At 45.5% G+C, this 25,043-nt stretch carries 24 protein-coding genes and 1 pseudogene; 12 read left to right on the top strand and 13 right to left on the bottom strand.

What is annotated here, in order from left to right; genetic code table 11:
* Positions 1-323: 323 nt before the first annotated feature.
* Both QUB13_RS15560 and QUB13_RS15565 read left to right on the top strand, forming a co-directional pair.
* On the top strand, positions 324-2,009 hold the full coding sequence (locus QUB13_RS15560; RefSeq protein ID WP_333382241.1) for a transglutaminase domain-containing protein: 1,686 nt from the start codon (positions 324-326) through the stop codon (positions 2,007-2,009).
* 124 nt (positions 2,010-2,133) lie between these two features.
* Positions 2,134-2,271, top strand: a complete 138-nt coding sequence (locus QUB13_RS15565) for a hypothetical protein (RefSeq protein ID WP_194010119.1) — start codon at positions 2,134-2,136, stop codon at positions 2,269-2,271.
* Between the two features lie 131 nt (positions 2,272-2,402).
* Here the strand turns inward: QUB13_RS15565 and QUB13_RS15570 are convergent, their stop codons facing one another.
* Together QUB13_RS15570 and QUB13_RS15575 are read right to left on the bottom strand one after the other, a co-directional pair.
* The gene (locus tag QUB13_RS15570) at positions 2,403-3,296 is read right to left on the bottom strand and encodes an alpha/beta fold hydrolase (RefSeq protein WP_333382243.1); all 894 of its coding nucleotides are present in this window, start codon (positions 3,294-3,296) and stop codon (positions 2,403-2,405) included.
* 247 nt (positions 3,297-3,543) lie between these two features.
* Complete coding sequence (locus tag QUB13_RS15575; RefSeq protein WP_333382245.1) at positions 3,544-3,759, bottom strand: hypothetical protein; 216 nt, start codon at positions 3,757-3,759, stop codon at positions 3,544-3,546.
* A gap of 213 nt (positions 3,760-3,972) precedes the next feature.
* Here QUB13_RS15575 and QUB13_RS15580 point away from each other — a divergent pair, with 213 nt between their 5' ends.
* Positions 3,973-4,461, top strand: coding sequence for an ATP-binding protein (locus QUB13_RS15580; protein ID WP_194010121.1), 489 nt, complete (start codon positions 3,973-3,975; stop codon positions 4,459-4,461).
* 249 nt (positions 4,462-4,710) lie between these two features.
* Here the strand turns inward: QUB13_RS15580 and QUB13_RS15585 are convergent, their stop codons facing one another.
* Positions 4,711-4,986: a DUF6439 family protein gene (locus tag QUB13_RS15585; RefSeq protein ID WP_194010122.1), complete on the bottom strand. Its 276-nt coding sequence runs from the start codon at positions 4,984-4,986 to the stop codon at positions 4,711-4,713.
* A gap of 116 nt (positions 4,987-5,102) precedes the next feature.
* Here QUB13_RS15585 and QUB13_RS15590 point away from each other — a divergent pair, with 116 nt between their 5' ends.
* The 3 genes from QUB13_RS15590 (at position 5,103) to QUB13_RS15600 (ending at position 7,882) form a co-directional block, all read left to right on the top strand.
* Positions 5,103-5,468: a DUF2203 domain-containing protein gene (locus QUB13_RS15590; RefSeq protein ID WP_333113783.1), complete on the top strand. Its 366-nt coding sequence runs from the start codon at positions 5,103-5,105 to the stop codon at positions 5,466-5,468.
* 109 nt (positions 5,469-5,577) lie between these two features.
* On the top strand, positions 5,578-6,969 hold the full coding sequence (gene asnS, locus QUB13_RS15595) for an asparagine--tRNA ligase (protein ID WP_333382248.1): 1,392 nt from the start codon (positions 5,578-5,580) through the stop codon (positions 6,967-6,969).
* A 166-nt stretch (positions 6,970-7,135) separates the two neighbouring features.
* A complete protein-coding gene (locus tag QUB13_RS15600; RefSeq protein WP_333382250.1) occupies positions 7,136-7,882 on the top strand; it encodes a Uma2 family endonuclease in 747 nt (248 codons plus the stop codon).
* A 119-nt stretch (positions 7,883-8,001) separates the two neighbouring features.
* Here the strand turns inward: QUB13_RS15600 and QUB13_RS15605 are convergent, their stop codons facing one another.
* The 4 genes from QUB13_RS15605 to QUB13_RS15620 all read right to left on the bottom strand — a co-directional run bounded on the left by QUB13_RS15605 (position 8,002) and on the right by QUB13_RS15620 (position 12,874).
* Positions 8,002-9,228, bottom strand: a complete 1,227-nt coding sequence (locus tag QUB13_RS15605) for a class I SAM-dependent methyltransferase (RefSeq protein ID WP_333382252.1) — start codon at positions 9,226-9,228, stop codon at positions 8,002-8,004.
* A gap of 254 nt (positions 9,229-9,482) precedes the next feature.
* The gene (locus QUB13_RS15610) at positions 9,483-10,964 is read right to left on the bottom strand and encodes a M16 family metallopeptidase (RefSeq protein ID WP_333382254.1); all 1,482 of its coding nucleotides are present in this window, start codon (positions 10,962-10,964) and stop codon (positions 9,483-9,485) included.
* 106 nt (positions 10,965-11,070) lie between these two features.
* The gene (locus QUB13_RS15615) at positions 11,071-11,304 is read right to left on the bottom strand and encodes a hypothetical protein (protein ID WP_333382256.1); all 234 of its coding nucleotides are present in this window, start codon (positions 11,302-11,304) and stop codon (positions 11,071-11,073) included.
* The gene (locus QUB13_RS15620; protein ID WP_333382259.1) at positions 11,282-12,874 is read right to left on the bottom strand and encodes a M16 family metallopeptidase; all 1,593 of its coding nucleotides are present in this window, start codon (positions 12,872-12,874) and stop codon (positions 11,282-11,284) included. Before QUB13_RS15620 ends, QUB13_RS15615 begins: the two co-directional genes overlap by 23 nt.
* Positions 12,875-13,155: 281 nt before the next feature.
* On the opposite strand from QUB13_RS15620, the gene QUB13_RS15625 reads away from it, so the two are divergent.
* On the top strand, positions 13,156-13,770 hold the full coding sequence (locus QUB13_RS15625) for a TetR/AcrR family transcriptional regulator (RefSeq protein WP_333382261.1): 615 nt from the start codon (positions 13,156-13,158) through the stop codon (positions 13,768-13,770).
* A gap of 391 nt (positions 13,771-14,161) precedes the next feature.
* Here the strand turns inward: QUB13_RS15625 and QUB13_RS15630 are convergent, their stop codons facing one another.
* The gene (locus QUB13_RS15630; protein WP_333382263.1) at positions 14,162-14,527 is read right to left on the bottom strand and encodes a hypothetical protein; all 366 of its coding nucleotides are present in this window, start codon (positions 14,525-14,527) and stop codon (positions 14,162-14,164) included.
* A gap of 74 nt (positions 14,528-14,601) precedes the next feature.
* Here QUB13_RS15630 and QUB13_RS15635 point away from each other — a divergent pair.
* A pseudogene (locus tag QUB13_RS15635) lies at positions 14,602-14,742 on the top strand (TetR/AcrR family transcriptional regulator); the annotation flags it as partial.
* Positions 14,743-14,810: 68 nt separating this feature from the next.
* Here QUB13_RS15635 and QUB13_RS15640 read toward each other — a convergent pair.
* Positions 14,811-15,173, bottom strand: coding sequence for a hypothetical protein (locus QUB13_RS15640; protein WP_333382265.1), 363 nt, complete (start codon positions 15,171-15,173; stop codon positions 14,811-14,813).
* A 119-nt stretch (positions 15,174-15,292) separates the two neighbouring features.
* Here QUB13_RS15640 and QUB13_RS15645 point away from each other — a divergent pair, with 119 nt between their 5' ends.
* Positions 15,293-16,054, top strand: coding sequence for a cobalamin biosynthesis protein (locus QUB13_RS15645; protein WP_333382268.1), 762 nt, complete (start codon positions 15,293-15,295; stop codon positions 16,052-16,054).
* Positions 16,055-16,061: 7 nt separating this feature from the next.
* Here the strand turns inward: QUB13_RS15645 and QUB13_RS15650 are convergent, their stop codons facing one another.
* A complete protein-coding gene (locus QUB13_RS15650; protein ID WP_194066400.1) occupies positions 16,062-16,427 on the bottom strand; it encodes a phage holin family protein in 366 nt (121 codons plus the stop codon).
* 109 nt (positions 16,428-16,536) lie between these two features.
* Between QUB13_RS15650 and QUB13_RS15655 the strand changes: the two genes are divergently transcribed.
* Positions 16,537-17,034: a pentapeptide repeat-containing protein gene (locus tag QUB13_RS15655; protein WP_194066377.1), complete on the top strand. Its 498-nt coding sequence runs from the start codon at positions 16,537-16,539 to the stop codon at positions 17,032-17,034.
* Between the two features lie 181 nt (positions 17,035-17,215).
* Here the strand turns inward: QUB13_RS15655 and QUB13_RS15660 are convergent, their stop codons facing one another.
* Complete coding sequence (locus QUB13_RS15660; RefSeq protein ID WP_333382270.1) at positions 17,216-19,417, bottom strand: lytic transglycosylase domain-containing protein; 2,202 nt, start codon at positions 19,415-19,417, stop codon at positions 17,216-17,218.
* A gap of 52 nt (positions 19,418-19,469) precedes the next feature.
* Positions 19,470-19,628, bottom strand: a complete 159-nt coding sequence (locus QUB13_RS15665) for a hypothetical protein (protein WP_333382273.1) — start codon at positions 19,626-19,628, stop codon at positions 19,470-19,472.
* Positions 19,629-19,662: 34 nt separating this feature from the next.
* On the opposite strand from QUB13_RS15665, the gene QUB13_RS15670 reads away from it, so the two are divergent.
* Complete coding sequence (locus QUB13_RS15670) at positions 19,663-21,141, top strand: leucyl aminopeptidase (RefSeq protein ID WP_333382275.1); 1,479 nt, start codon at positions 19,663-19,665, stop codon at positions 21,139-21,141.
* A gap of 645 nt (positions 21,142-21,786) precedes the next feature.
* Positions 21,787-24,006 carry a PAS domain-containing sensor histidine kinase gene (locus QUB13_RS15675; protein ID WP_333382277.1) on the top strand — a complete coding sequence of 740 codons (2,220 nt, stop codon included), beginning with the start codon at positions 21,787-21,789 and terminating at the stop codon, positions 24,004-24,006.
* A 440-nt stretch (positions 24,007-24,446) separates the two neighbouring features.
* Here QUB13_RS15675 and QUB13_RS15680 read toward each other — a convergent pair.
* Positions 24,447-25,043: sensor histidine kinase (locus QUB13_RS15680; RefSeq protein ID WP_333382279.1), on the bottom strand; the 597-nt coding region annotated here is incomplete at its 5' end.

The raw sequence follows: 25,043 nt of genomic DNA on the forward strand, positions 1-25,043 counted from the left end.
TTCAGACAGATACGATTAGTTTGGCTGCTGTGACGGAAATAGAATTCTGTGTAGCGTTTTGGCGCGGTGGTTTAGTGGTTATACTTAGCTGCATTCACAGCAGCAAGTTGGGTTGACCTTGTTACACCCAATTTTGACAATGACTAATATTCCGGGTTTTTTAACTACGACGACAGGCTAAAACTTGTATTTTCGTAAACAAACCCGGTTGATGCGTTAGTTTTGGAGACCGGGAATCTCGGTAATGAAGACCGGTGGATCTCAAGCGATCGGCTACAAGTCAAAAGTCAAGTTTTCTGTACAATACCGGCAAGAAATTTAGCATGAACCTCGATTCACCAGTTATCTCGGACAAACAGCCTTCGGGGCTGCGAATGGTAAGACCGATCGGTGTATCTGCACTGCACGGCATTGCTTTTTTTGGAAATCGGTTGTTCGCTGTCGATCGCGCCGAAGGGCTGCTATTGGAGATCGATCGAGAAACTGACAACACTACTGTTTTGAATCCTTATCAAACGGTTAAATTTGCGGGCGCAACCGGGCTGGCTATTTGGGAAAATACTCTCTGGTTTGCGCGAGGTCAGGATATTTGTTGCTGTCCGGGTGCAATTCGCGATGGGGCGATCGCACAACTCAAACCCGAACATTTTGTTTCCCTTTCTTATCCAGTTGACGGGATTGCTGTTTGGCAATCTACACTTTACGTAACTTGCCAGAGATTGGGCTATATTCTGGTTTTTGACGGGAAAACTGGTCGGGAAATTACTCGGTTTTTCGCTCCCGGTATCGGAGTAGAAAATATCACAGTTCGGGATGAAGAAATTTGGGTTTCCGACAAAACTGAGCAAACTGTTTACTGTTTAGAACGGGCCACAGGAGAGATTAAATTTAGCATTTTGACTCCCTTTGAATCGCCTTCTGGTTTGGCTTTTCACAAGGATTCCCAGACTGGGGAAGAGGTTCTCTACGTGGCTTACGCGGGGGATGAGCTTTATATCCGGGATGACCCGAATTCGGAAGATCCTTTTCAGTTGACGAAGCGCGATCGCACTTTTATTCACCCTTTGTCTTTTCACTACAATGAGGCAGAATGCTACGCTTTGTCAAACGGTTTTTTGATAGAAATGTCCTATGTGGAGGAACTGTCTCCTCTGGATGAGGTAGAAATCGACAATTTGGAGTGGCGGATTGCTTTACCTTCGGACACTCATCGGCAAAAGGTGAGGAAAATTACGCCAGTCGGGATGCCTTTTACTGAGGAAATTCTGGAAGGGGAACGGGTGGCGGTGTTTAAGTTCGATCGCCTGATGAAGGGGGAACGGCGAATTTTTGGCTGGAAGGCTTTGTTGGAAGTGCGATCGATTAAGTATCAATTGTCGCCTCGGGATGTGGAAAAAATTCCAAAACTGTCGCCGGAGTTTGAAGCTAAGTATTTGGTGGATAATGATAATTTGGCGATGGATACGGAGATTGTGCGATCGGCTGCGGTGGCCTCAATTGGCACAGAAACTAACATTCTCAGGCAATTGTTGAGCATTCGCAATTTTGTTTACGACCAACTTTCTTACGGAATCAGGCCTCACATAGACACACCCGATATTGTACTGCGGCGCGGCATCGGTTCTTGTGGCGAGTACGTAGGGTTATTGTTGGCTTTGGCAAGGTTAAACGGGATTGCTTGCCGCACAATTGGGCGTTACAAGTGTCCGGCTTTTGCTGACAGAAAAGGTGTGCCGCTGGAACCAGATTTCAATCATGTTTGGCTGGAGTTTTATATTCCGGGCTTTGGCTGGGTACCGATGGAATCTAATCCCGATGATATTCAAGACAGAGGCCCTTATCCTTTGAGATTTTTTATGGGCTTAGCTTGGTACCATGTAGAAATTGGCAAGGGAATTCGGTTTCAAAGTCTCACCAGCGGGGGCGTTCCTCTGAAGAAGGAGGATGTTTCCGTGGGGACTTTGGCAATTAATCATGTCCGGTTTACAATTTTGGAAGAGTTGTTGTAAGGTTTGTAGTGAGGAATGCGAGTCTGCAGAGTTTGATGAGGACTTATATTCCTCGTTACAAGCTAATTTGATTGCGGTTGTGCGATCGCACATAATCTCAAATCTAAGCCAAGCAGGAGGGGTTGTGGAATTTTCTATTGCTAATTTTCTCGTTTTAGTGGCCTTTGTACTGCTGGTGACTGTCACAGGCGGGGTTGCATATTTGACTTCGGTTGAGTGGCGCGATCGCAGGCGGTTAGATAAGGCTAAACGGAAAAAATAGTCGCTGTTTGCTATTGACAAATTGCATTTTTTATTAAATAAAATAAGACGACCCCAATAGGTCGTCTTGTTTTTTGGTTGAGGTATTTTGACCGCAGATTAACGGAGATTAACAGATTTGATGCCGATCGACTATTGGTCAATTATCCATCCGCGAATCAGTTCGTTTACCTGTTCCGGTACTTCATCGTGGGGACAGTGACCGGCTTTGATAAAGTGTTCTGTCAACTGCGGATAGTGTTGGCGAAATTTGGCGCTTCTGTCTGCAGAATTCATCCACGGATCGCCTTCTCCCCACAGCATCAGCAGCGGAGAGGTTAATTGACTCAGCAATAGGTCGATTTTTTCACCTTGGGGTGTTCGGAATACGGAGGCGAATACTTTGGGTGCACCGGGATCGCAGGAGGGAAGGTAAATTTCTTCTACTAATTGGTCTGTGACGGCGCTTTGGTCGAGATACACTTTTTCTAGAGTTTTCCGAATTGTCGATCGCTGGCGCGCGTACTGGAACAGCAGAAAACTTGCCCAATCTTGCTGGAATAAGGTTTTAGCTACCACAGATATAGCTTTTTGCACGGGCGGGGCTTCGGGTGCCGGTTGGGGTTCGCTGAAGGGGCCGGCGCTGTTGATTAAGATGAGTCCGGCGGCTGATTCGGGACGCTGGGCGGCGACACACAAGGCGGCGTAGCCTCCGAGGGAGTTGCCGGCGAGGACGGCGGGCCGGCCGATGACGTTAGTGATGAAGTCGTGGAGTTGGTCGCGCCAGAGGTCGCCGCTGTACTGGATTTCGGGTTTTGCCGATCGCCCAAATCCGATCAGGTCGATCGCCCAGACTTCAAAGTCTTTGCTCAGGCCGCTGATATTTTTGCGCCAATGGTCTGTGGACGCGCCAAAACCGTGAATTAACAGCAGGGGAGGGCGTTCGGGATGTCGATCGCCGGATCGGACGTAGTATACTGAATGCCCCCGCCACTGCCAGTAAGTGCCGGCTATAGGGGCTGTGGTGATGGTTGGGGTGGTTTGCATAATGTAAAGAAATAATTATTTACTTTAACTATTGTATCGCGAGGTTCAGATTTATAAAGTTCGGTAAACGCGCATGAGATTCGCCAGCAAAGGATTTGTCAATTTTGGCCGGTTGGGCGATCGCGAGTTCTTGACTCATGTGAATTAAGTTTTGTAACAAATATTGATTTAATCAAGATTACTGCAGTGCGAGTGTTTTTCGCCGACCGGCATAGGAGAAATAGATGAGATCTTGATGGCAACACACCTAGGTATGATGTTCGTGCCCTAAAGCGGCCCGATCGCTCTGTGGGGCGAGAGAGTCTGGCGCGATCGGCGATGGTTCTAGGGATCGATGTTTTAATAGATATTTTAGATTGTTTATGGCTGGGGATCGTTTCGTACCGCGACTGTTTGCGGCTTGGGAGATGTCGCGGCGATCGCCTGCGAGTTGCCTCGATCCGACATCAAAAATCTGTTGCAAGTGAAACTGATAAGTAAAATTACTGAGTGTTGCCGCTATTCGTTTCTGAGAATCGCAGAATATTTTGTGACGTTGTTTGCTTTGCTTAAATGCTCAAATACTCTAAGATAGAAATAGAGTGGCGCAGCTCAATTAATTAGCATTTTGAATACTAGGGAGCCAACTTATGCAGGGTGTGAAGTTCATCCACCTGAAAGTTAGGGAGTTTTCTGAGTGATTGCTATTTCAACCCGTCCGACCGGACGCAATTGGATTACGATTAGCTTCGCTTCTACCCTATACCTTTGTCCTGTTTTGGATCTGCTCCTAGCAGAGGTTCCACAGCGGTGGCAAGCGGAATTGCGGTTAGGGCTTCAAGAAGCTTTGGTAAATGCGGCTAAGCATGGAAACAAGTTAGACCCCAGTAAAACAGTTGGAGTCCGTTTTTCGATCGTCCAAAACCAATACTGGTGGGTGATATCGGATGAAGGTGCTGGCTTTAAAACTCCTTGCGGTTGCGATCTTGATACCGATAATTTTGACAGTCTCATAGCAGAGGATGTTGCAGATAACTCTGCACTCCCCCATGTGGAACAAGAATGTGGTAGGGGACTGTTTATTCTTTACCAAATATTCGATCGGGTAGAGTGGAATTCTCAAGGTACAGAGTTACGGCTGTGCAAAGAAGTTTCCAGTCGGTACCGGCTGCCTCGCTTGCACTAGAAATGATATTTTGCAGCAGTTTTAGGTTCGGCTAGACTGGCAAATTTTTTCGTTTCCCCGCTGAAGCAGGGATTGAAAATTTGGATTATCTGGCTATTGATAGTAGATGATAATGCAAAATTTGAGTTTTGAGTTAGAAAAGCATAAAATCTTTTTTAACTCGCAATCGCGCTGCTCGATCGAGCGGCGCGATCGTCTGATTTTTTAGCAACAAATCCGCTGTTCACCTCAAGACTCAGCGACTCACAATTATTTGCCGTGGGTGGGACAGGGAGGAGCAGAGATCGATCGATCCAGCCATCCTGCGGCTTGTTGTAAGCGCGGGAGAGCTTCTTCTGGCTGTTTTTTGAGCAAAAACACCAAAGCGGCCGCAGCTTGCTCGCCCGCCCGCGCAGAACGGTTGGCTTTGAGGCGGTGCCAATCTTTTTCGGAGATGGCGAGGCGCGCTGCTAGAGCTTGAGCTAGTTCTACCGTGCTAAGCTCGTTGAGGTTGACAGTTTGGGTTGTTTGTGCAGTTTCAAGCATAGGTGGCAATTATAGGGATTTGGCTAGGGTTTCTGAATTTTTTAAATAACTGCACATAATAATAACAATTTAATTGGGAATCGGTTTTTTTATTCTCGTCAGGTTTGCAGATCGAAATGCCTCAACAGCCGTCAGAGTTAAATCAAAAAGAGCAAGAAAATGAGTTTGTGCAGGCGATCGCAGCAGTGGAGCGATCGCTCGCGGCAGTCAAAGAGCGTTACACTCAAATTCAGGTCGATCGACAGCGCCAAGACGAACTCGGGCACCGGCGCGAAGACGTGCGCCAGTCTCTGCGCCAAAATCCATTGCCGCAACTCAAGCAAGAATTGCGGGAAATTGAGCAAGAATTGGAAACGATCGAGTTAAATTTAGAAAGCAGCCTGTTTTCTTGGGGAAGCATAAAACAACCTTTTTGGCAAGCAGTTCGCTTTGGGGGACTCGGCATTTTGATCGGTTGGATTTTGAAATCCTATGCGGGTTGAATTATGTTGGGATTTATGATTTTTTTTACCGCAGAGGGCGCAGAGGGCGCAGAGGAAGAGAAAAGAGAGAATTTTGGTGCAAAATATTAAATAAATAGGAGTGGATATTATGACAAGTCAACGAATTGCAGCAATTTTGCGCGGTGGTGAACCGGGCGAAACTGTCACTGTTCAAGGTTGGGTTCGTACTAAGCGCGAATTAAAAGAATTTGCCTTTGTGGAAGTTAACGACGGTTCGGCGATGGCTAATTTGCAGGTAGTCATCAATGCTGATTTGCCGGATTTTGAAAATATACTCAAACAACTTAATACAGGTGCATCTTTAGAGGTGTCGGGAGTGCTGGTAGCGTCACCTGCGAAAGGACAGCGAATTGAATTAAAAGCATCACAAGTACAAGTTTACGGCGAAGCAGACCCGCAAACTTATCCGCTGCAAAAAAAGCGCCATTCATTGGAATTTTTGCGGACAATCGCCCATTTGCGGCCGCGCACAAACACTCACGGCGCTGTGTTTAGAGTCCGCAATGCTTGTTCGGCGGCGGTACACCAATTTTTTCAGGAACGCGGCTTTTTGTGGGTTCACACTCCAATTCTCGCTGCTAGCGACTGCGAAGGTGCGGGGGAAATGTTCGCCGTTACTAACTTTGATTTAAAGAATGTGCCGCGCACGGATTCGCAAGAGGTTGATTATGCGAAGGACTTTTTTGGAAAGCGCGCTTATTTAACAGTTAGCGGCCAGTTGGAAGCGGAAGTTATGGCAATGGCTTTCGGCAATGTTTACACTTTTGGGCCGACTTTTCGAGCGGAAAATTCTAATACTTCGCGACATTTGGCTGAGTTTTGGATGATTGAACCGGAGATGGCTTTCTGCGATTTGCAGGGTGATATGGATTTGGCTGAGGCGTTTTTAAAGTACATATTTAAGTACGTTTTGGAACATTGCCCGGAGGATATGGAGTTTTTCAACGAGCGGATTGACAAGACGGTTTTGGCTACTGCTGAAAATATTATTAACAATCAGTTTGAGCGGATTACTTACACGGAGGCGATCGCACTTTTGGAAAAAGCCGACAAAAAATTTGATTTTCCGGTAAGCTGGGGTTTGGATTTGCAGTCGGAACACGAGCGCTATTTGGCTGAGGACTTGTTTAAAAAGCCGACGATTGTTAGCGATTATCCAGTCGGGATTAAAGCATTTTATATGCGTTTAAATGAAGACGATAAAACCGTGCGAGCAATGGATGTTTTGGCTCCGAATATTGGGGAAATTATCGGCGGTTCCCAGCGGGAAGAACGGCTGGATGTGTTGGAGCGGCGCATGGAAGCGCAGGGTATGAATAAGGAGGAGTTGTGGTGGTATTTGGATTTACGCCGCTACGGTACTGTGCCTCACGCTGGCTTTGGTTTGGGGTTTGAGAGGTTGGTGCAATTCATGACGGGAATGGGGAATATTCGCGATGTAATTCCGTTTCCGAGAGCGCCTTTGACTATTGATTTTTAGTTGAGGATTGTGCGGAAAATTAACTGGTTCCCAGGCTCCAGCCTGGGAACCTATATCCAGAGGCTCTGCCTCGCTTGGTAAAATGGAGGCAGAACCTCCCGGCGTTACCAGGCTGGAGCCTGGTAACGAGTAATTTCAAATATAAAATCTCAAATGGTATGAGTTAATGGTTCTTCAAATCTTATCAAGTTCCACAACACCAAATGTCACTTGGGAAGCCCTACCAGCCGACTTTGTTTTACCGGACGATCCTGTGGAAAATATTCAACAACCGCCGCTTGCTGCTGCTCTTACCGATACTCTGGGTGCCGCTGGACGCATTGAACAGATCGCCCTGATCGGTTCCAATTTTGGACTGGTAGCGACGGTAAATAAGCAGACTGTCGTCAAAGCACCGGATTGGTTTTTCGTGCCGGAAGTGCATCAAGTCGCAGAGGGTACGATTCGCCGCAGTTACACGCCGAATCTGGAGGGTGCGCCGGTATCGGTGGTGATGGAGTTTTTGTCTAATGAAGATTACAGCGAATTGTCCGTGCGATCGACTCCTCCCTACGGCAAGCTCTACTTCTACGAACAGATTCTGCAAGTGCCCACCTATGTGACTTACGACCCCTACGAGCCCAAGCTGGAAGTGCGGTATTTGCTCAATGGAGCCTATGAAACGCAGGCTGCTGATGCGTCAGGGCGGGTGCGGATTCCAGAGTTAGATTTGTGGCTGGGGATTTGGTCGGGGGAACGGCTGGGCCAAACTATGAATTGGCTGCGCTGGTGGGATGAAGCTGGAAATTTGCTGCTGTGGAGTTCGGAACAGGCGGAATATGAACGGTTGCGGGCGGAACATGAACGGTTGCGGGCGGATTTATTGGCGGCTAAGTTGCGGGAGTTGGGTGTTGATATCGATCGGCTGACATGAATCGGGCGATCGGGCAAATCGCTACTCAATCCAAATTGACCATAGGGCACTTCAAACCCAGGATTACTGCTTGAATGCGATCGGGTTCAAATTGGTATTATAGGGCGATCGCTTACCAACTAAGCATTAATTAGATCGGCTAGATCGGGGGAAAGAAAGAAGTGGGGAAATAGTAAAGTCTCTAAATAGTGAAAGTTTATTCCATAAAGTTTTTTAATTTCTTTGATTTGTCCAATAATCTGCTCCTTATTGATACTATGATTGCTTTTAATTCCCACAATCATTATATTCTTACTCGTATGTTCAGCAGCTATAAACTCAAAAACCTTAGTTTTATAGCCAGACAATTCAAGTAAAAGCGCTCTTAATCCATCAGTAACTATTTCCGATTGCCTCTCCAGCAAAATACCAGACTTTAGGAGATCCTTCAAAACCATATTCGGATGAATTTCTTTCCTAACTTGCTTGTGGCAGCATGGTGCTAGGATGATTAAAGAAGAATCAGACTGTATCCCTTTATAAATTGCATCATCTGTTGCAGTATCGCAGGCATGAAGTGCGATGGTTATGTCTGATTTTTCGGCGCTATAGTTACTGATGTTTCCTTGGTTAAAATGTAACCTTTCAAAATTAACTGATTGGGCAACAGAATTACAAAAATCCACTAAATGTATTCTGCTTTCTATACCAATAACCGATGCTTTCTTGTCTAAAATATTGTTCAGAAAATCATATATTGCGAAGGTTAAGTATCCCTTGCCTGAACCCATGTCAACTACAGAAATATGACTTTTTTCTGCCAATTCTGATGATTCAACTAAGCCATGTATGATTTCCACAAACTTATTTATCTGTCTGAACTTATCTTCCATCGTTCTTACGACATTACCTTGACTATTGGTAATGCCTAATGCTCTGAGATATACATTATTTTCTGATTCAATATACCGTTTCTTCCTGCGATCGTGTTGCTGCGGAGTCGTATCAACAGGATTGGTAAAAGTTGGCTTAAGAAAATTAATTTTAGGGTTTTTATTTTTGCCATATTCCAGTTGAACATCTTGCTCGATCGAAAATAATCTAATACTCATAAATTCACTGCAAATAAGGGTTTTGATTAAATCTAATCCCTCTTCGATTGGGTAATTTTTGACTATTTCCTTAGTTTTGTAACTATAGGTGAAAGAAAGCTTTATGCTTGCTTTTAATTCTACAATTCTCACAATAATTTTAGTTAAACCGTCTTCTCCTCCTCTATACTTCCCTAAAGTTAATCTGATGAATTCTTGATTTTCTATACTAGAACTTAGAATTAACTCGAATTGCTCTTGCGTGGTTATATTCATTATATTACAATACGGTTCACTTAACATATTTATGCCCCGGAGATCCCCCTAAATCCCCCTTAAGAAGGGGGAATTTGAGGGCATTCTGATCCCCCCCCTTTTTAAGGGGGGTTAGGGGGGATCGTCTTAAGTAAACCGTATTGCATTATATTATTCATCAGCCGTAAGGTTCGCACTCGAAAATTTACAAATTAGATTCACAATCTCACAGTGACGCACCACACAATAGTCTGGTGCGTCACATGAATCATCGATTAAGTCGCGGACGGAATTGTGATATCAACAGATTGCACTTTTACCGCATTTCCCAAACTCGATAGTGGCGGTTGAATGGCCGCAGTATTTCCCACTACTAATGTTACCAAATTCTCCGGTTTCAAGTAAGTCTTGGCTACGCGCTGCACGTCGGCAATTGTGGCTGTTTCGATGCTGCGGCGGTAGCTAAAAATGAAATCTTCGGGATAACCGTAGTATTCGTAGCGCATTAGTCTCGACAATGTTTGACTGGGATTTTCAAATTTGAAGATGAAAGAATTGAGGGTGGAATCTTTAGCAAAAGCTAATTCTTCGGCGGTAATCGGTTCGGTGCGGATACGATCGATCTCAGCGCGAATTGCCTTGATAAACGGTACTGTCGCGTCCGATCGCGTTTGGCCACCAGCGACAAACACCCCCGGATAGTCATATCTCGGACTCCAAGCGGCGTAAACTGTGTAAGCTAAACCTTGGCGCGATCGCACATTATTGAACAAACGCCCCCCAAAACCGTTCAAAACCCCATTCATCACGTCCAAAGCACCGTAATCTGGACTGTTGAGCATTCCGCCCAAATGTCCCATCTGCACGTAACTTTGACTCAATTGTGGCTGGTTTACAAAAAATACGCCGCCCTCCTTTGCGGGCGATACCGTTGGTAGCGCTGGCACTTCTGCATTTTGAGTCGGTTGCCAATTCCCGAATTTTTGCTCCACGAGCGATCGCATTTTAGCAGTATCAAAGTCACCAGAAATACCCAAAATCATATTCTTGGGGTGGAAATACTTCTGGTAGAAACTCACCAAATCGTCGCGAGAAATATTTGCGAGGGTTTTGTATTCTACCGTGCGGGCGTAGGGACTGCGATCGCCATAAATTAACTTTTCAAACTCGCGCCCGGTAATATCGTTAGGATCGTCATTGCGGCGGGCGATCGCACCTTGAGTTTGATTCTTCGCTAAATCCAACTTTTCCTTAGCAAAAATTGGCTCTTGAATCACCTCCGCAAACAAGTCAAACACCGATTCCAAATCTTCAGCTAAAGCACTAAAATTAGCGCTACCAGAAGTAACATCAATCCCCGTTTCTACCGCAGCCGCTTGCTGTTCTAGCAACTGATTTAATTCATCAGCCGTATGCCGGCCCGTGCCGCCAGTTCGCATCACTTCTCCCGTCAAACCTCCCAGTCCAATTTTATCCGCAGGTTCAAAGCGATCGCCCGTGCGAAATAGCGCCGTTCCCCCGACTAACGGGAGTTCCCTGTCTTCCATCAGATAAACTCGGATGCCATTTTTTAGCTCGAAGCGAGTGTATTTAGGCAGTTTAATTTCTGGCACCGCCGGGAATGTTAATTCGTCATAGTGTTTTGGCCCTGCCGCGAAGGAAGGTAACAAATTAAACGTGCCCAATGAAACAGTAAAAATGCAAAGTGATAGCAGAAATAACTTTACTTTTTTTAGTTTCAATTTAGTCCTTGTCATTCTTTCTCCTAAGTTTAATCTGTTGACAATTCGACGAGGCAGAGCCTCGGGATCTGCATTTCCAGGCAGAGCCTGGAAACGAGTGTTTTTTACCTTTTTAACTGGTTTAACTGGTTTTAACTGGTTCCCTGGCTCTGCCTGGGAACCGATATCTAGAGGCTCTGCCTCGCTGATTTGAAATTCGACGAGGCAGAGCCTCGGGATCTGCATTTCCAGGCACAGCCTGGAAACGAGCTAAGTTGGCAAGAAGGGGCAGAGTCGGGAAACAAATTTTCCTTCTTCCTTCTTCCTTCTTCCTTCTTCCTTCTTCCTTCTGATTAAAGCGACAAAAGCTTACCAATCGTGCGGTTTTCCGGGCGGAAAGTTGCCTGAGAAACTCGCTGAATGTCAGCAGGCGAAACAGCAGCGATCGCATCCAATTCCTTAAACAAATTTTTCCACGAACCAGTTTTTACTTGATAGTCCAGCAGCGAAAAAGCCATGCCCATATTAGAATTGAGCGATCGCAACAAACCCGCTCTCGCCTGAGTTTTCACCCGCTCCAATTCCATAGCAGAAACCGGCTCATTTTTCAGGCGATCGATTTCCTTGCTCAAAGCCGCAGCTACTTCATCAACCGTCTTGCCCGGAGCAGTTTGAGCGTAAAATAACATCAAATTCGGGTACTTTTCCCCCGGATAGCCACTGAAACCTTGAGCCGCTAGCGCCAGTTGCTGCTGCTCTACCAAAGACTTGTAAAGCCTAGAAGTGCGGCCGTTGCTGAGCAAAGAACCAATAATTTCATAAATCGCATTGTCGGGATGATTCATCGCCGGCCTGTGATATCCTTCCAAATACCAAGGTTGAGTTTTTAACTTCAGCGTGACTTCCTTAGTTTGCTTTTGCGGAGGCTCCACAATTTCCAAGTCAGAAGGCGCTGGTTTCGCTTTGTAGCGGCCGAAATAAATTTGAGCGAGTCGCTTCACTTCCGAAACTTTCACGTCTCCTACCACCGCTGCTGTTAGCTTGCTGGGGATGTAGTGAGTCTCAAAAAACTTCTGCACGTCTTCTCGTGTCAGGTTTTTAATGTCTTCGGTGTAGCCAATTACGGGGCGGCGGTAGGGATGAACCGAGAAGGCTGTGCTGGCAAAAGCTTCAACCATTTGTCCGATCGGAGAATTCTCAGTTCGCAGCCTCCGTTCTTCTAAAATTACCTGTTTTTCCTTGTAAAATTCCCGAAATACAGGTTCTAGAAATCGCTCTGATTCCAGCGACATCCACAGTTCTAATTTGTTAGCTGGGAGGCTGTAAAAATACATGGTGGAGTCGGTAGAAGTAGCGGCATTTAGTCCGACTCCGCCTGCTTGTTCGACTATTTTGCCGAATTCGTTGCGCTTGACAAATTGCCCTGCTTCTGCTTCAACTTTGTCCAGTTCTGCTCTAAATTTGGCGACTTCTTCAGTTTTGCCGATCGCCTTGGCTGCTTGCATTTGCTCGAAGAGTTCGTCTTGTTTTTCTAGCAGCGGCTTTTCGGCTTTGTAGTCCGTAGTGCCGATTTTTGGCGTGCCCTTAAAGGCTAAATGTTCGAGGTAGTGGGCGACTCCGGTTTGGCCGTCGGGTTCGTTTGCGCCTCCCACGTCAGCGTGAATTAAAAACGATGCTACGGGCGATCGGGGTCTTTCGAGTACGATGAATGTCATGCCGTTGTCGAGCTTGAATTCGGTGACTTGCTTGATTACTCGATCGAGCGACGGTTGAACAGACACTGCTGGAGAGCCGTTAGCGGGGTTCTCGCGGGCGGAGGCGATTTGAGGGCAAATTCCCCACCACAGCATTACAGCAGCCAGCAGGGAGGCGATGAATCGAGTTGGGCGGGGCGATTCCCTAGGGGATAGCTTCGCCGCGCGTGGTTTTTGGAACTGCGGGGTCATTCGATTTTAGATTTTAGATTGGGGATTTTGGATTGTCAAACAAATAAATGTTGGCGATCGATGCCAGGGATGCTTTTCTAAGGATAAAGATTTTTGGAGGCATAAGCGATCTGTTGCGCCGCAGATGTTAGGCTGATACAGCCAATCTCAAAAAGAATCTGGATCTCGGCGAGGAGTTTGAAGTTTAAGATTAAAGCCGCGCACAACTTAAAACTTAACATTATTTCGCCCGCCCGTCCCAAACCCGCAATTCCAAGTCACCAATTACCGATTGCAAAGCCATGCGAATTTTTAATCAGTCTCCTCCTTCAGAAACAGAAACCAAAAAGCGGATTTTACAAGCGGCTGTGCGCTTGTTTGCCCGCAGCGGATACGACGGTACGACAACTCGCGATTTAGCAGCGGCGGCGGGGGTGGCTGAGGGTACGCTATTTCGGCATTTTGATAATAAAAAAGCGATTTTGATTCAGGTGGCGACGGAAGGATGGGTGGAAATACTAACAGATTTGCTAACAGAATTGAGCGAGATGGGCAATTACAAAGCAGTGGCTCAGGTGATGCGCCGGCGGATGCTGAATATCCGCGAAAATAGCGATATGATGCGGGTATGTTTTTTGGAGGCTCAGTTTCACCCGGATTTGCGCGATCGCATTCAGTTAGAAGTCATCGGAAAAATGAGCGTTGTAGCTGAGGCTTTTTTTGAAACGGCGATGGAAAAAGGAGTTTATCGGAAGATGAATCCGAAGATTGTCGCTCAGGTATTTTTGGGAATGTTTGCAGTAGCCGGTTTCAGTCAAAATACGATTGGGGAACCGAATGCTTCTCCGCAAGAAATGCAGGAAATGGCCGAAGGATTAGCGGATATTTTTCTGAACGGCGTTTTAGTTAAGGATTAGTCAGTAGTCAGCAGTCAGTAGTCAGTAGTCAGTAGTCAGTAGTCAGTAGTCAGTAGTCAGTAGTCATATCAAATCCTCTCTTCATCGCAAGAGTAAATTTACTGTTAACTGTTAACATCATGTATGAGTGCAACCGGAATTGATATCATTAGTCATTAGTCATTGAAGAGCGAATTTGTCGATCGCTCTTCGGGGACACTCCCACTATATAATTCCGATGCTACCGGATTTAATATCAAGCGCTGGGGAGCGGGCATCTAAGTTAACACTAACCGAAATGCACACCTAAATGCTGAGATGCTCCCATGAGTTATTTAGTCCTATGCCAGAAGACTTTCGCTTTTAGACAGGGGTTAAAAACCCATACTAACAAAGCTCTGCCTCGCTGACACTACTCGTCGTTAAATTCGTACACTTGCTGTACCCAATTCTCCCGAATATCCTGCCATTCATCGGACAATACTTCCCAAGTTGTATTGCTTTCTAGTTCCAACAATAAACTTGATACTTCTTCCAGAGTCGATACTGCCTGACAATCTTCTCTCCAACTTTTTCGGAGAAGTTTCCATTGACTCTGTACCGCTTCCCACTGGATGTCTGATTCCAATTCAATTAGATATTCTGCTAGCTGTGACGGTTCTACGGCTGCTTGCACTTTACTCACCCAACTGTCGCGACGTTCTTTCCATTCTTTCGTCACAGCTTCCCATGTGAGGTTGCTTTCAAACTCTAACAGTAACTGGTTCATTTCTACCATATTAAATGTTTTATTGTTTGCAGTTTGTGCTATTTTATTACAAATTTTATTGATTTAGACTGTTTTTTTTTATAATGAGCGATGTGGCTTTTTGGGAAACGGCGATGCAAAAACAAGTTTATCCAAAGATGAATCCGAAGATTGTCGCTCAGGTATTTGTGGGAATGTTTGCAGTCGCGTGCTTCAGTCAAAATACGATTGTGGATCCGAATGCTTTAGTCATTAGTCATTAGGAAAATTTAGAGCCTGAAAACGCATATTTACAGGCTCTGAATTGTCGAAACTACTCCTTAAACTTGTGCATTTGCTGTACCCAAGTCTCGCGATTATCCGGCCATTCATCAGCCATAGCTTCCGAATTTGTCTGGGTTTCTAGTTCCAGCAATAAACTTGATACTTCTTGAACAATGGATGCTCCCAGACATTCTTCTACCCAACTGTTCCGACGCTCTTTCCACTGAATATCAACCGATTCCCCCTGCAAGTTGGATTCAAATTCAACTAGCAATTTTGCTAGATATGTCAGGTTAACTGATGCTGCCACATCGCTAACCCAACTTTCCCGGCGCTCTTTCCATTCTTTTGTGACTTGTTCCGATTTGACGTTTCTTTCAAACTCTAACAGTAACTGATTTAGTTCTACCATCTTAAATGTTGGATTTTTTGTAGTTTGTGCTACAATTATACCAAAATTTTCAATAAACAAAGTGTTAATTTTTTTTAAGATTGCGGTCGCAGTGAAACTACATAAGAAATAACTGAATAATGAAGGATGAGTTTACGTTAGATATGTTAGACTTTCCCAGCGCTTGGAATCGGGGGGAAGGCGACTGGGCGGGAATAGCGGCAACTATGAAGAGAGGAGAAACTGTAGAAGTAATTCAAGAAGTGGGTTCTACTTTGTGGCAAAACAGTCTGCCAGACAATCATTCCTTATATTGGGAAGGGGAAAATCTGTCAACTATCAAAGGGCGAATTTGGATTAGTTTCACCCAGAGAAGATTTGCACCGGAATCTACTTTACCAAAGGTTCAGTTGCACCCGCGAGTGTTGTGGGTAGGGATAGGTTGCGAAGGCGGAACGCCACGGGAATTAATCGAAACTGCGATTCAAAATGTCTGTCGGGGCGCTCATTTGGCCGAAAGTGCGATCGCAGGTATTGCTACTGTTGATACTAAAGCAGGTGAAGTCGGTTTGCTCGAACTTTGTGCTGGGCGAAACTGGCCGTTAAAAACCTTTGCTGCTGATATTTTAAATTTTGTAGAAGTTCCGAATCCTTCCAATGTGGTAGCGCAAAAGGTCGGGACTAAAAGTGTAGCAGAAGCGGCTGCACTTTGTGCGATCGCCCAAATTGTAACCGCACACCAACACCAAAAAACGCAGATATCCATCAGTCATCCGCGTTTATCTGCGTTTGGGGGCGCTTCCCATCCCCTCTTAGTTCCCAAAAAAATCTTTCGATCGGAAAAAAAACTAGGCTCTGTTACAGTAGCGGTTGCTGTTTGCCCGATCGACTATCTGGGATAATATCTTCCTAATCCAAAGTGCCCGGATTCACAAAACGACCAATCAACCCAGAAACAAACGACAAAACAATCGAACCAAACAAAGCAGGCCAAAAACCGTTAACTGCAAAACCAATATTGAATATACCCGCCAACCAGGAAGCCAAGGAAAGCGAAATTGCATTCACAACAAACAAAAACAAACCTAAAGTAATCACAGTCAAAGGAAGCGTCAGCAGTGTAATAATCGGCCTAACAACCGCATTCACCAATCCGATCACCACAGCAGCCACCATCGCCGCCGGAAAACTAACCACCGCAATACCTGGTACAATGTTAGCTGTAATCACCAGCGAAACTGCGGCCACTATCCAAGTTAAGAAAAAACTTAACATATCGCTTTTTTCATCTCCATCACTATTAATTGAGATTGTAACTGTTTAGTCGATCGACCAAAGTTCGGGATACACTACAAAATACCCACCTTGTGAGAATATCAGACTTATGAAACTCCGGCAACTAGCAGCATTCCTCTTAGCGCTAACTATCTTCATCCTCCCGCGGCCAGCCCTGGCTCAATCTAAATATTACGCGCCGCCGCTGTCCTTTAGCAACGCCGAACTCACAAGACGCGATTTTTCCGGTCAAATGCTGCGGGCTGCTGAGTTTTCTAACGCTAATATGGACTTAACTAATTTTTCTAATGCCGATTTGCGGGGAGCAATTATGAGCGCTTCGGTGATGACTGAGGCGAATTTGCACGGCGCAAATTTAACTAATGCCATGATCGATCAAATTAAATTTACTAAGGCTGATTTAAGCGATGCCATTTTAGTAGAAACAATTTTGTTGCGTTCTACTTTTGATGGAGTTGATATCACCGGTGCTGATTTTACTGACGCAATTATGGATGGCGCACAAGTTAAAGAATTGTGCGCGAAAGCCAGCGGAATTAATTCTCAAACAGGGATTTCTACTCGCGATTCCTTGGGATGTCGCTGATACCATCTCCGGTCAATTACTGATGATTATTTGTTGGGTGGGGATGGTTTTTGAGATTGTTTGGGGCGATTATGATTGGTGAACTCGCCCCTAAGAAACCCTATTTTGTAGGGCAGGTTCACCCAAAATATATAACGATTAGCAACAATTTAGATAAACCCGCCCCCACACCACGAATAATTTACTTTGCTTTTTTCTGTGAAGCCTCATAATTATCGCTCATTAACTGATTAACTTCTGGATTGTAAATCCGCAGATAGTTCCAGTAATTCTCAAACACCGATTTTACGTATCCTTTCGTTTCAGGAAACGGAATTTTTTCCGCAAAAGCATCCGGGTCGCTAAAGCTAAATCTCTTCAACCAATCTGCTACTGCATTCGGCCCGGCATTGTAACTCGCCACAGCTAACATCGAGTTATTCTTGTATTCGTCGTGAGTGTGATCCAAATACCAAGTTCCGAGTTTAATATTGTCGTCTATATTCTCCAATGAATATTTTTTGAGATTAATTTTCTCAGCAACCCAAGTGGCTGTCTCCGGCATTACTTGCATTAAACCGGTCGCGCCAACTACTGATTTAATACCAGGCATGAATCGCGATTCTTGCCGGATTAATGCTGTCACTAATAATGAATTTATTTGGCGCTCTTGAGACCATTTAACAATGGTTTCTAGGTACGGAAAAGGATATAATGCTTGCCAATAGGCCGACTGCTGTCTGAGGGCGAGGTATTCGGTTCTATCGTCTGGTTTTTCGCGCTGCCGCAAACTCCCAATCATCCACAAACCGTCTAAGTTGTCTCCTACTCCAATTCGCATTAAACCGTCGGTAAATTGTTCGGAAATACTCGGTTCGATGCGGTCGATAAATTCTATTTGCCACAGCGTCCAAGCATCTTTATCTTGACCTAGTTGATAGAGTTCTTTTAATGCTGGAGAACCTGCGCTTGGTTCCGGGCGCTGAAGCGGCCGCACTACCTTGGGAGACAAATCTCGGACTGTGGTGAAGTCGCCTACTGGCCAGCCGAGAAGTACAGCCGACCGCCATGCAAAATATGATTCGGGATAGCGTAAAATGGTGTATTCAAATGATGTTTTTGCATCTTGGTCGCGGCCGAGTTGCTGCGCCCATTTCCCCACCCAAAATGCTGCTTCTGGCGCTGGTTCGCTGTCGGGATTGTTGGTGGTTAGTTCCCTCGCCCACTGCCAAGCTGATTTTAAATCTCCGGCTTTGGCATATTGTTGGGCGATCGCCCAACGTAACTCACTTGCTTTATCAGAATTGCTGTATTTTGTCAATAGCAATTTGCGGGTATCTGAGGCGGATTTAGCACTGCTTGCTTTGTCGAGAAGTTTGGATTTGTCTAGCAAAGCTTCGGGGGCATAATTGGGAAATTTGCTAATCGCGCGATCGAGCCAAACCATCGCATCCTTGGGCTCATTCAGTCGCGACAGCCGAATTAAACCCAAACCAGTATCTTCGGAATCGGGAAACGCCGCAATTAATTCTTGATAGGCAATTTTTGATTCTGGAATTTTGCCGTCAAGCCACAAACCGCGAGCTTTCCGGTAAAGATTTTTGGCGGTGCGGGGAGCTTTTCCGTAAGCAATTGCTCCTTTGCCGTAATCCTGTTTTTCCCAATACCCAAAGGCAATTTCTTCCCAATCTTCGGGTTTCAAACTAGCGCTGTTTTGCTGCACCAATTGTTCTAATAATGTACCGTAATCTTTGACATAATGACCGTGTTTTGCTACTAGCAGCATCAACTGCGGCTGGTTGGGATTTTCTTTTAACTTCTTCAGGGCAATTTCTATGCTGCGCGGATGAGCGGGAAATTCAGTAATTGCCTGCTGCCAATATTCCGGTTTTGACTTGCCTAAAACATATAAAGCTTCCGCTGCTACTGGGTCGTTGGGATAATTTTTTAGCAGTTCTTGCCAAGCTTTTTGTGCTTTGCCTTTGTCGCCACTTAATTCGTAAGCTTGGGCGCGTTTTTGGGCAATATGAGAGGCTAAAACAGGATATTGTTGCTCTAGTTTGTCCAATAATTCTAATGCTTTGGTGGCATCTCCTTGCTGGATTAAATCGCTCGCAAGCAGGTAGCGGGCGCGACTTTGAGGGGAGATTTCCTGCCCGGGGTTGGTACTTGCAGGCTGCAGGGTGGCGAGTTCAACTAATTTCGCCGATCGCTCCTGGGGTGAGAGCGAGACGAGCATCTTAACCGACGACGCAGCAGAATTCGCTGCATCTAGGGGCTGCTGAGCCTTCTGGAACGGGCCGACACCCATCAATTTTGCCGCAGCCACCAAAGAGCCGAGCACCATCACGCAAACTGAAACACTGATTAAAATAGAAAGTTGGGTTTTACGTTGCTTTAACATGGGAAAATTTCAGATAATTAAGAATAGAAAACCGATCTGTTGTCAAGAGGCATCACAGGCATCCTGGCTGTTCCATGCCATCGCTGGCATCGAGCCGGTTCCACGCTGATATAGTACCAGAATTTATTTTGATGTGGAGCGGGGAATTTGTGCGATCGATATATTTACGCGCACCAAGGAAAAACCACAAACCGCCCACAACAAAGTACAATCAAAAATCTCAAATCTAAACAGTAAATCAAAACATGGAATTTCTAGTCACCGATACGCCGCGTTCTGCTTGGACGGGAGATGCCCTAGCAATTGGTCTATTTGAGGACGCTTTGGAACTCACGGGCGATTTGGCACAATTAGACGAACAACTCGCAGGCACTTTAAAAGAGCTGATTCAGGAAGTAGATTTTAAGGGCAAAACCGGCACCAGCGCGATCGCCAGAGTCGGCGGCAACAATCCGATTCGCAAAATTGCGATCGTCGGTTTAGGAAAAGCCCCAGACTTAAAATTAGACACCGTGCGGCAAGCTGCAGGCGTTTGCGCCAAGTTAGCCAAAAAAGAGAAATGTAAAACCCTCGGAATTAGCTTTCCTGTCTGGAAAAACGCAGCGGACGCTACAGCAAGCGCGATCGTCGAAGGTGTAGAACTCTCCCTGCATCAAGACAACCGTTTCAAATCGGAACCAGACAACAAAACCCCGCAGGTAGAACAAATTCAGTTGCTCGGTTTTGCCGGTACCGAAAGTGCGATCGCCCGCGCCCGCCAAATCACTGCCGGAGTCATTTTAGCACGGGAATTAGTCGCAGCGCCGGCCAATTATGTCACCCCAATTACAATGGCCGAAACCGCTCAAAGTCTAGCTGCAGAATGCGGTTTAGAATTAGAAATACTGGAGCGGGAAGACTGTGAAAAACTAGGTATGGGAGCCTTTCTCGGCGTTGCCCTAGCATCCGATTTACCGCCTAAATTCATCCATTTAACTTACAAACCCGAAGGTACACCGCGCCGCAAAATAGCAATTGTCGGCAAAGGATTGACCTTTGATTCCGGCGGTTTGAACATCAAAGGAGCCGGCAGCGGCATTGAAATGATGAAAGTAGACATGGGCGGCGCTGCGGCTACCCTGGGAGCGGCAAAGGCGATCGGACACATCAAACCAGATGTCGAAGTTCACTTTATCAGCGCCGTCACCGAAAACATGATTAGCGGTCGCGCCATGCGCCCTGGAGACATCCTCACAGCTTCCAACGGCAAAACAATTGAAGTCAACAATACCGACGCAGAAGGGCGTTTAACTCTGGCTGACGCTTTGGTATTTGCTGATAAATTGGGACTTGATGCAATTGTCGATTTAGCAACTCTGACAGGCGCTTGCGTAATTGCATTGGGCGAAGATATCGCCGGTTTGTGGAGTCCTCAAGATAGCGTCGCCGCCGAAATAGTCGCCGCCTCAGAATTGGCTGGCGAAAAGTTCTGGCGAATGCCGATGGAAGAGAAGTATTTTGATGGTTTAAAAGCATTGCACGCTGACATGAAAAACACAGGCCCCCGTCCCGGTGGTTCGATTACAGCGGCGCTCTTTTTGAAGCAGTTTGTCAAGGATACTCCTTGGGCGCATTTAGATATTGCCGGCCCGGTTTGGATCGAGAAAGAAAACGGCTACAACGGCCCCGGAGCTACAGGTTTTGGAGTTCGGACTTTGGTGCATTGGGTGCTTGGAGCCGCTTAATTAATTGTGGATTATTAATAAGCGCAAAAATTGATATTTGCGCTGCCTTAAAAGTCTGCTAATTGGGAGCATTTCCGGCTGGGAAAAAGCATTTTTTCTGAAAATTGCTGTCTGGAGCATCTGGTGTTTTGCCTTTAGAGTGCGATCGTCCCTGCTCGCGAGTACAATACGCCAGCGGGGACGATCGCACGCTCAATAAAAAAATGCTTTTTGCAAAACACCAGATGCTCCCAGTGCTGTCGGGAACTCTGGTGCTTTACAAAGCACGCGAGCGGGGACTATTGTCTACTGTTTGTTGTTTTCTGTTTGCTGTTGAAGCGCAGGGGCGAAAAACCGGGTTTCTACACAATTTATGTTTGATAGCGAGAAATATACGACGAAGAAACCCGGTTTCTGAATTCAGCGCGCATCAGCCAACTAAGTTTTTAGCTCGCAGTATGAAAACCTTGATTTTCATGCAGTCATATCCTGTGCCTCAAGCGCCCCGAAACCATGATTATACGGTGGGATGTCCAAAAACTCTCCGAAGTGTTGTTTCACACCAACTCAAAAAAGTATATAATTATCTAAATATTTCACTCCCAGAAATCAAATAATTGTATTTGAGCGGATTTGCATTGGTACAGATAAATTTTCTTGAACTTTATGCAAGAACAATTAACAATTTTTTTTGCCACACTTCCTGTATCTTCCGCCGTTGGCTGTGACGCGCTGCGGGAGTTGCGACTGTACGCTGTTTTTGACTCGCTGACGGCTCTGGCTTATTGCTCTGTGGCGCTATCTTTAGTCTATTTTACCCGCCAAGGTTCTCGCAGCAAGATTGGACGGCTGTTTGCTGTTGGTCTTTTTGCCTGCGGCTCTGCTCAATTGATGCAAGTTTGGATGCTTTGGCATTCTATTTATTGGTTGTCTGTAACTCTCAAAGCTGCAACTGCTGTAATTTTTTTATTGTTAGCCGCAGCGACGATCGCTCTGATGCCGAAAGCACTGACTCAATTAACCTTAAATAAAACAAAAGATCTTCAAAAAATGCTGTTCAAACAAGTAGAAGAAAATTACGAAAACCCAGATATCCATACAGGAGAATTTGCCAAACAATCGATCGCGCTGGCCGATCCCGAAACCATTGTCAATTCGCTTAACGAACAGTTAGAAAAAGAAATTGCCGATCGCCACCGGGTTGAGGAAAAGTGGCAGTTGGCTCAATTTGCGATCGACCGATCGGCAGATGCGGTATTCTGGATCGGAGCGGACGGTAAATTTGTATACGTCAACGACGCGGCTTGCTCTTCCTTGGGATATTCTGCTGAAGAATTGCTCGACCTAACTATACACGACATCAATCCCGATTTTCCAGAAACTGCTTGGAGTTTGCACTGGAAAGTCTTAAAAAGGTGCGGTTCTGTTAATATTGAAGTTCACCACCTCACTAAGTACGGTCGCATTTTTCCGGTGGAAATTACGATCGACCATTTGGAATTTAACGGTAAAGAATATCAGTGCGCCTTTGCTCGCGATATTAGCGAACGCAAGCGGATTGAGGCAGCTTTGCGCGAAAGGGAAGAAGAATTTAGATCCTTAGTTTCTAACATTCCCGGCGCAGTTTATCGTTGTAGTGCGGCAGGGCGATCGAGCCTAACGTTTATCAGCAGCGGCATAGAAGCTATTTCTGGCTACCCCGCAGCTAACTTTATGATTCAACCGGTGCAGGCTTTTCCTAGTATAGTTCATCCCGATGATGCGGAGGCGATCGAGCAATTTATCGATCGCGCGATTCAGACAAAGCAACCTTACGCGATCGAATATCGCCTGATTCACAGCGACGGAAATGTGCGGTGGGTTGCAGAAAAAGGTCAAGCCATTTTCCACACAGACGGTCAAATGTTATCCCTCAACGGCGCTATTTTTGACATCACAGAGCGCAAAGCAGCCGAGGACGCTTTGCGGCTGTCCGAGGCGATCGCCAACAACAGAGCCCAGCAGCTAGAAATCGCTCTCAAAGAACTCCGAGAAACCCAATCTCACCTAATTCATACCGAAAAAATGTCAAGTCTCGGTCAAATGGTAGCGGGAGTGGCTCACGAAATCAACAACCCAGTCAGTTTTATCTACGGCAATATTTCCTACGCCACCCAATACATGAAAGACTTGTTGCAGCTTGTGGAACTTTATCAAACACATTATCCTCAGCCAACGGTAGAACTTCAAGAATATATTGAAAACATCGATTTAGAATTTCTGAGAGAAGATTTATTAAAAATATTATCTTCAATGAAAATGGGTTCAGATCGGATTCGCGAAATAGTTATGAGTTTGCGAAACTTCTCGCGTTTAGACGACTCGGCAAAGAAGCCGGCCAACATTCACGAAGGTATAGATAACACGCTCATAATTTTGCATAACAAACTGCGAGCTAGATCCGAATATCCCGAAATCACAATAATTAAAGATTACGGTGAATTACCATTAATTGAATGTTATTCAGGTCAGCTAAATCAGGTATTTATGAATCTGGCGAGCAACAGTATTGACGCGCTAGAAGATGCTTGCAACCAAAAAAGGCGAGCCTCTCCGAGGGCTTCGCTAACGGGCGACAGCGACTGGACACCAACTATTCGTATTCGCACCGAAGCCCTTAACGAAAATAGTATTTGCATCAAAATTGCCGATAATGCGATCGGCATGACAGAAGACGTTCGCAGCAAATTGTTTGACCCGTTTTTCACCACAAAACCCCTAGGAAAAGGCACAGGTTTAGGGTTATCCATCAGCTACCGAATTATTGTTGAAAAACACGGCGGAACCTTAACCTGTAGTTCAGTTTTGGGTGAGGGGACGGAATTTGCGATCGAACTTCCTTTGTGAATTAGTCCGACGGAAGGATCAAGACTTTTGCCGAAGTTATCTGTCACTATAAAGCTGGCGGTATAACTATTAAGAAAGGAGAATTTGCTGGAGTAGGAAGTGATATCAAGTTTGGTTGCACCGTCAGGTGACTGTTGACTGTTGATTGTTGACTGTTGACTGTTGACTGTTGACAGTTAACATCATGTATGAATGCAACCAAACTTGATATGATTTATCAAAAACCCCGCTTTGATAATTCCGAGTTTACGCTTGTTTTAACTCGCCTATCGGCAACTTAATCACCCATTTATATCGTTTTCGGTTGCATCGGAATAGTAAATTCGAGTTCATTGTTGACGGTTGACAGTTGACGGTTGACAGTCAACAGTCAACATCATTCCGGTGTTACCCGAAATGATATTATTCCACTCTCCGGGAGGAGAAAAACACCGCGCCGATCAACATGGAAGTGAAATCGTAAATTCTGTACCTCGACCTAAAGTTGAGTTCACTTCTAGCATACCAGAGTGTTTCTCAACTACAATCTGCTGTGCGATCGCCAAACCCAATCCCGTGCCTTTCCCCACGCCTTTGGTTGTAAATAAGTGATCAAAAATATTCGCTTTTACCTCATCTCCCATCCCTAGCCCGTTGTCAGAAATGCGAATCGTCACCCACTCCTTAGACTTCATTTCTGTCCGAATCGTGATGCAATTGGCTTGGGCTTTAATCTTCTCAAAACTCCGTTCCCGATTTGATTCTTCCAGTGCATCAATGGCATTCGCCAATATATTCATAAACACCTGATTTAATTGTCCGGGGAAGCACTCAACTGATGGCAAGTTCCCGTACTCTTTCACAACTTCAATCGCTGGACGCTGTTCGTTGGCTTTCAATCGGTGTTTGAGAATCAAAATCGTACTGTTAATTCCGTCATGAATATTGAAAGGAATTTTGTAGTCTTTGTCGGCTCTGGAAAAGGTACGAAGACTGGTGCTGATACCTTGGATGCGATCGCACCCGACTTGCATAGAATTCAACATTTTAGGTAAATC

The sequence above is a fragment of the Microcoleus sp. B4-D4 genome (assembly GCF_036705185.1).
GTDB lineage: Bacteria > Cyanobacteriota > Cyanobacteriia > Cyanobacteriales > Microcoleaceae > Microcoleus.

Bases quoted from the DNA above. Each gene is read 5' to 3' on its own strand.
- QUB13_RS15560 (WP_333382241.1), top strand. From the start codon at position 324: ATGAACCTCGATTCACCAGTTATCTCGGACAAACAGCCTTCGGGGCTG.
- QUB13_RS15570 (WP_333382243.1), bottom strand. From the start codon at position 3,296: ATGCAAACCACCCCAACCATCACCACAGCCCCTATAGCCGGCACTTAC.
- QUB13_RS15585 (WP_194010122.1), bottom strand. From the start codon at position 4,986: ATGCTTGAAACTGCACAAACAACCCAAACTGTCAACCTCAACGAGCTT.
- QUB13_RS15590 (WP_333113783.1), top strand. From the start codon at position 5,103: ATGCCTCAACAGCCGTCAGAGTTAAATCAAAAAGAGCAAGAAAATGAG.
- asnS (WP_333382248.1), top strand. From the start codon at position 5,578: ATGACAAGTCAACGAATTGCAGCAATTTTGCGCGGTGGTGAACCGGGC.
- QUB13_RS15600 (WP_333382250.1), top strand. From the start codon at position 7,136: ATGGTTCTTCAAATCTTATCAAGTTCCACAACACCAAATGTCACTTGG.
- QUB13_RS15605 (WP_333382252.1), bottom strand. From the start codon at position 9,228: ATGAATATAACCACGCAAGAGCAATTCGAGTTAATTCTAAGTTCTAGT.
- QUB13_RS15610 (WP_333382254.1), bottom strand. From the start codon at position 10,964: ATGACAAGGACTAAATTGAAACTAAAAAAAGTAAAGTTATTTCTGCTA.
- QUB13_RS15620 (WP_333382259.1), bottom strand. From the start codon at position 12,874: ATGACCCCGCAGTTCCAAAAACCACGCGCGGCGAAGCTATCCCCTAGG.
- QUB13_RS15625 (WP_333382261.1), top strand. From the start codon at position 13,156: ATGCGAATTTTTAATCAGTCTCCTCCTTCAGAAACAGAAACCAAAAAG.
- QUB13_RS15630 (WP_333382263.1), bottom strand. From the start codon at position 14,527: ATGGTAGAAATGAACCAGTTACTGTTAGAGTTTGAAAGCAACCTCACA.
- QUB13_RS15640 (WP_333382265.1), bottom strand. From the start codon at position 15,173: ATGGTAGAACTAAATCAGTTACTGTTAGAGTTTGAAAGAAACGTCAAA.
- QUB13_RS15645 (WP_333382268.1), top strand. From the start codon at position 15,293: ATGAAGGATGAGTTTACGTTAGATATGTTAGACTTTCCCAGCGCTTGG.
- QUB13_RS15650 (WP_194066400.1), bottom strand. From the start codon at position 16,427: ATGTTAAGTTTTTTCTTAACTTGGATAGTGGCCGCAGTTTCGCTGGTG.
- QUB13_RS15655 (WP_194066377.1), top strand. From the start codon at position 16,537: ATGAAACTCCGGCAACTAGCAGCATTCCTCTTAGCGCTAACTATCTTC.
- QUB13_RS15660 (WP_333382270.1), bottom strand. From the start codon at position 19,417: ATGTTAAAGCAACGTAAAACCCAACTTTCTATTTTAATCAGTGTTTCA.
- QUB13_RS15670 (WP_333382275.1), top strand. From the start codon at position 19,663: ATGGAATTTCTAGTCACCGATACGCCGCGTTCTGCTTGGACGGGAGAT.
- QUB13_RS15675 (WP_333382277.1), top strand. From the start codon at position 21,787: ATGCAAGAACAATTAACAATTTTTTTTGCCACACTTCCTGTATCTTCC.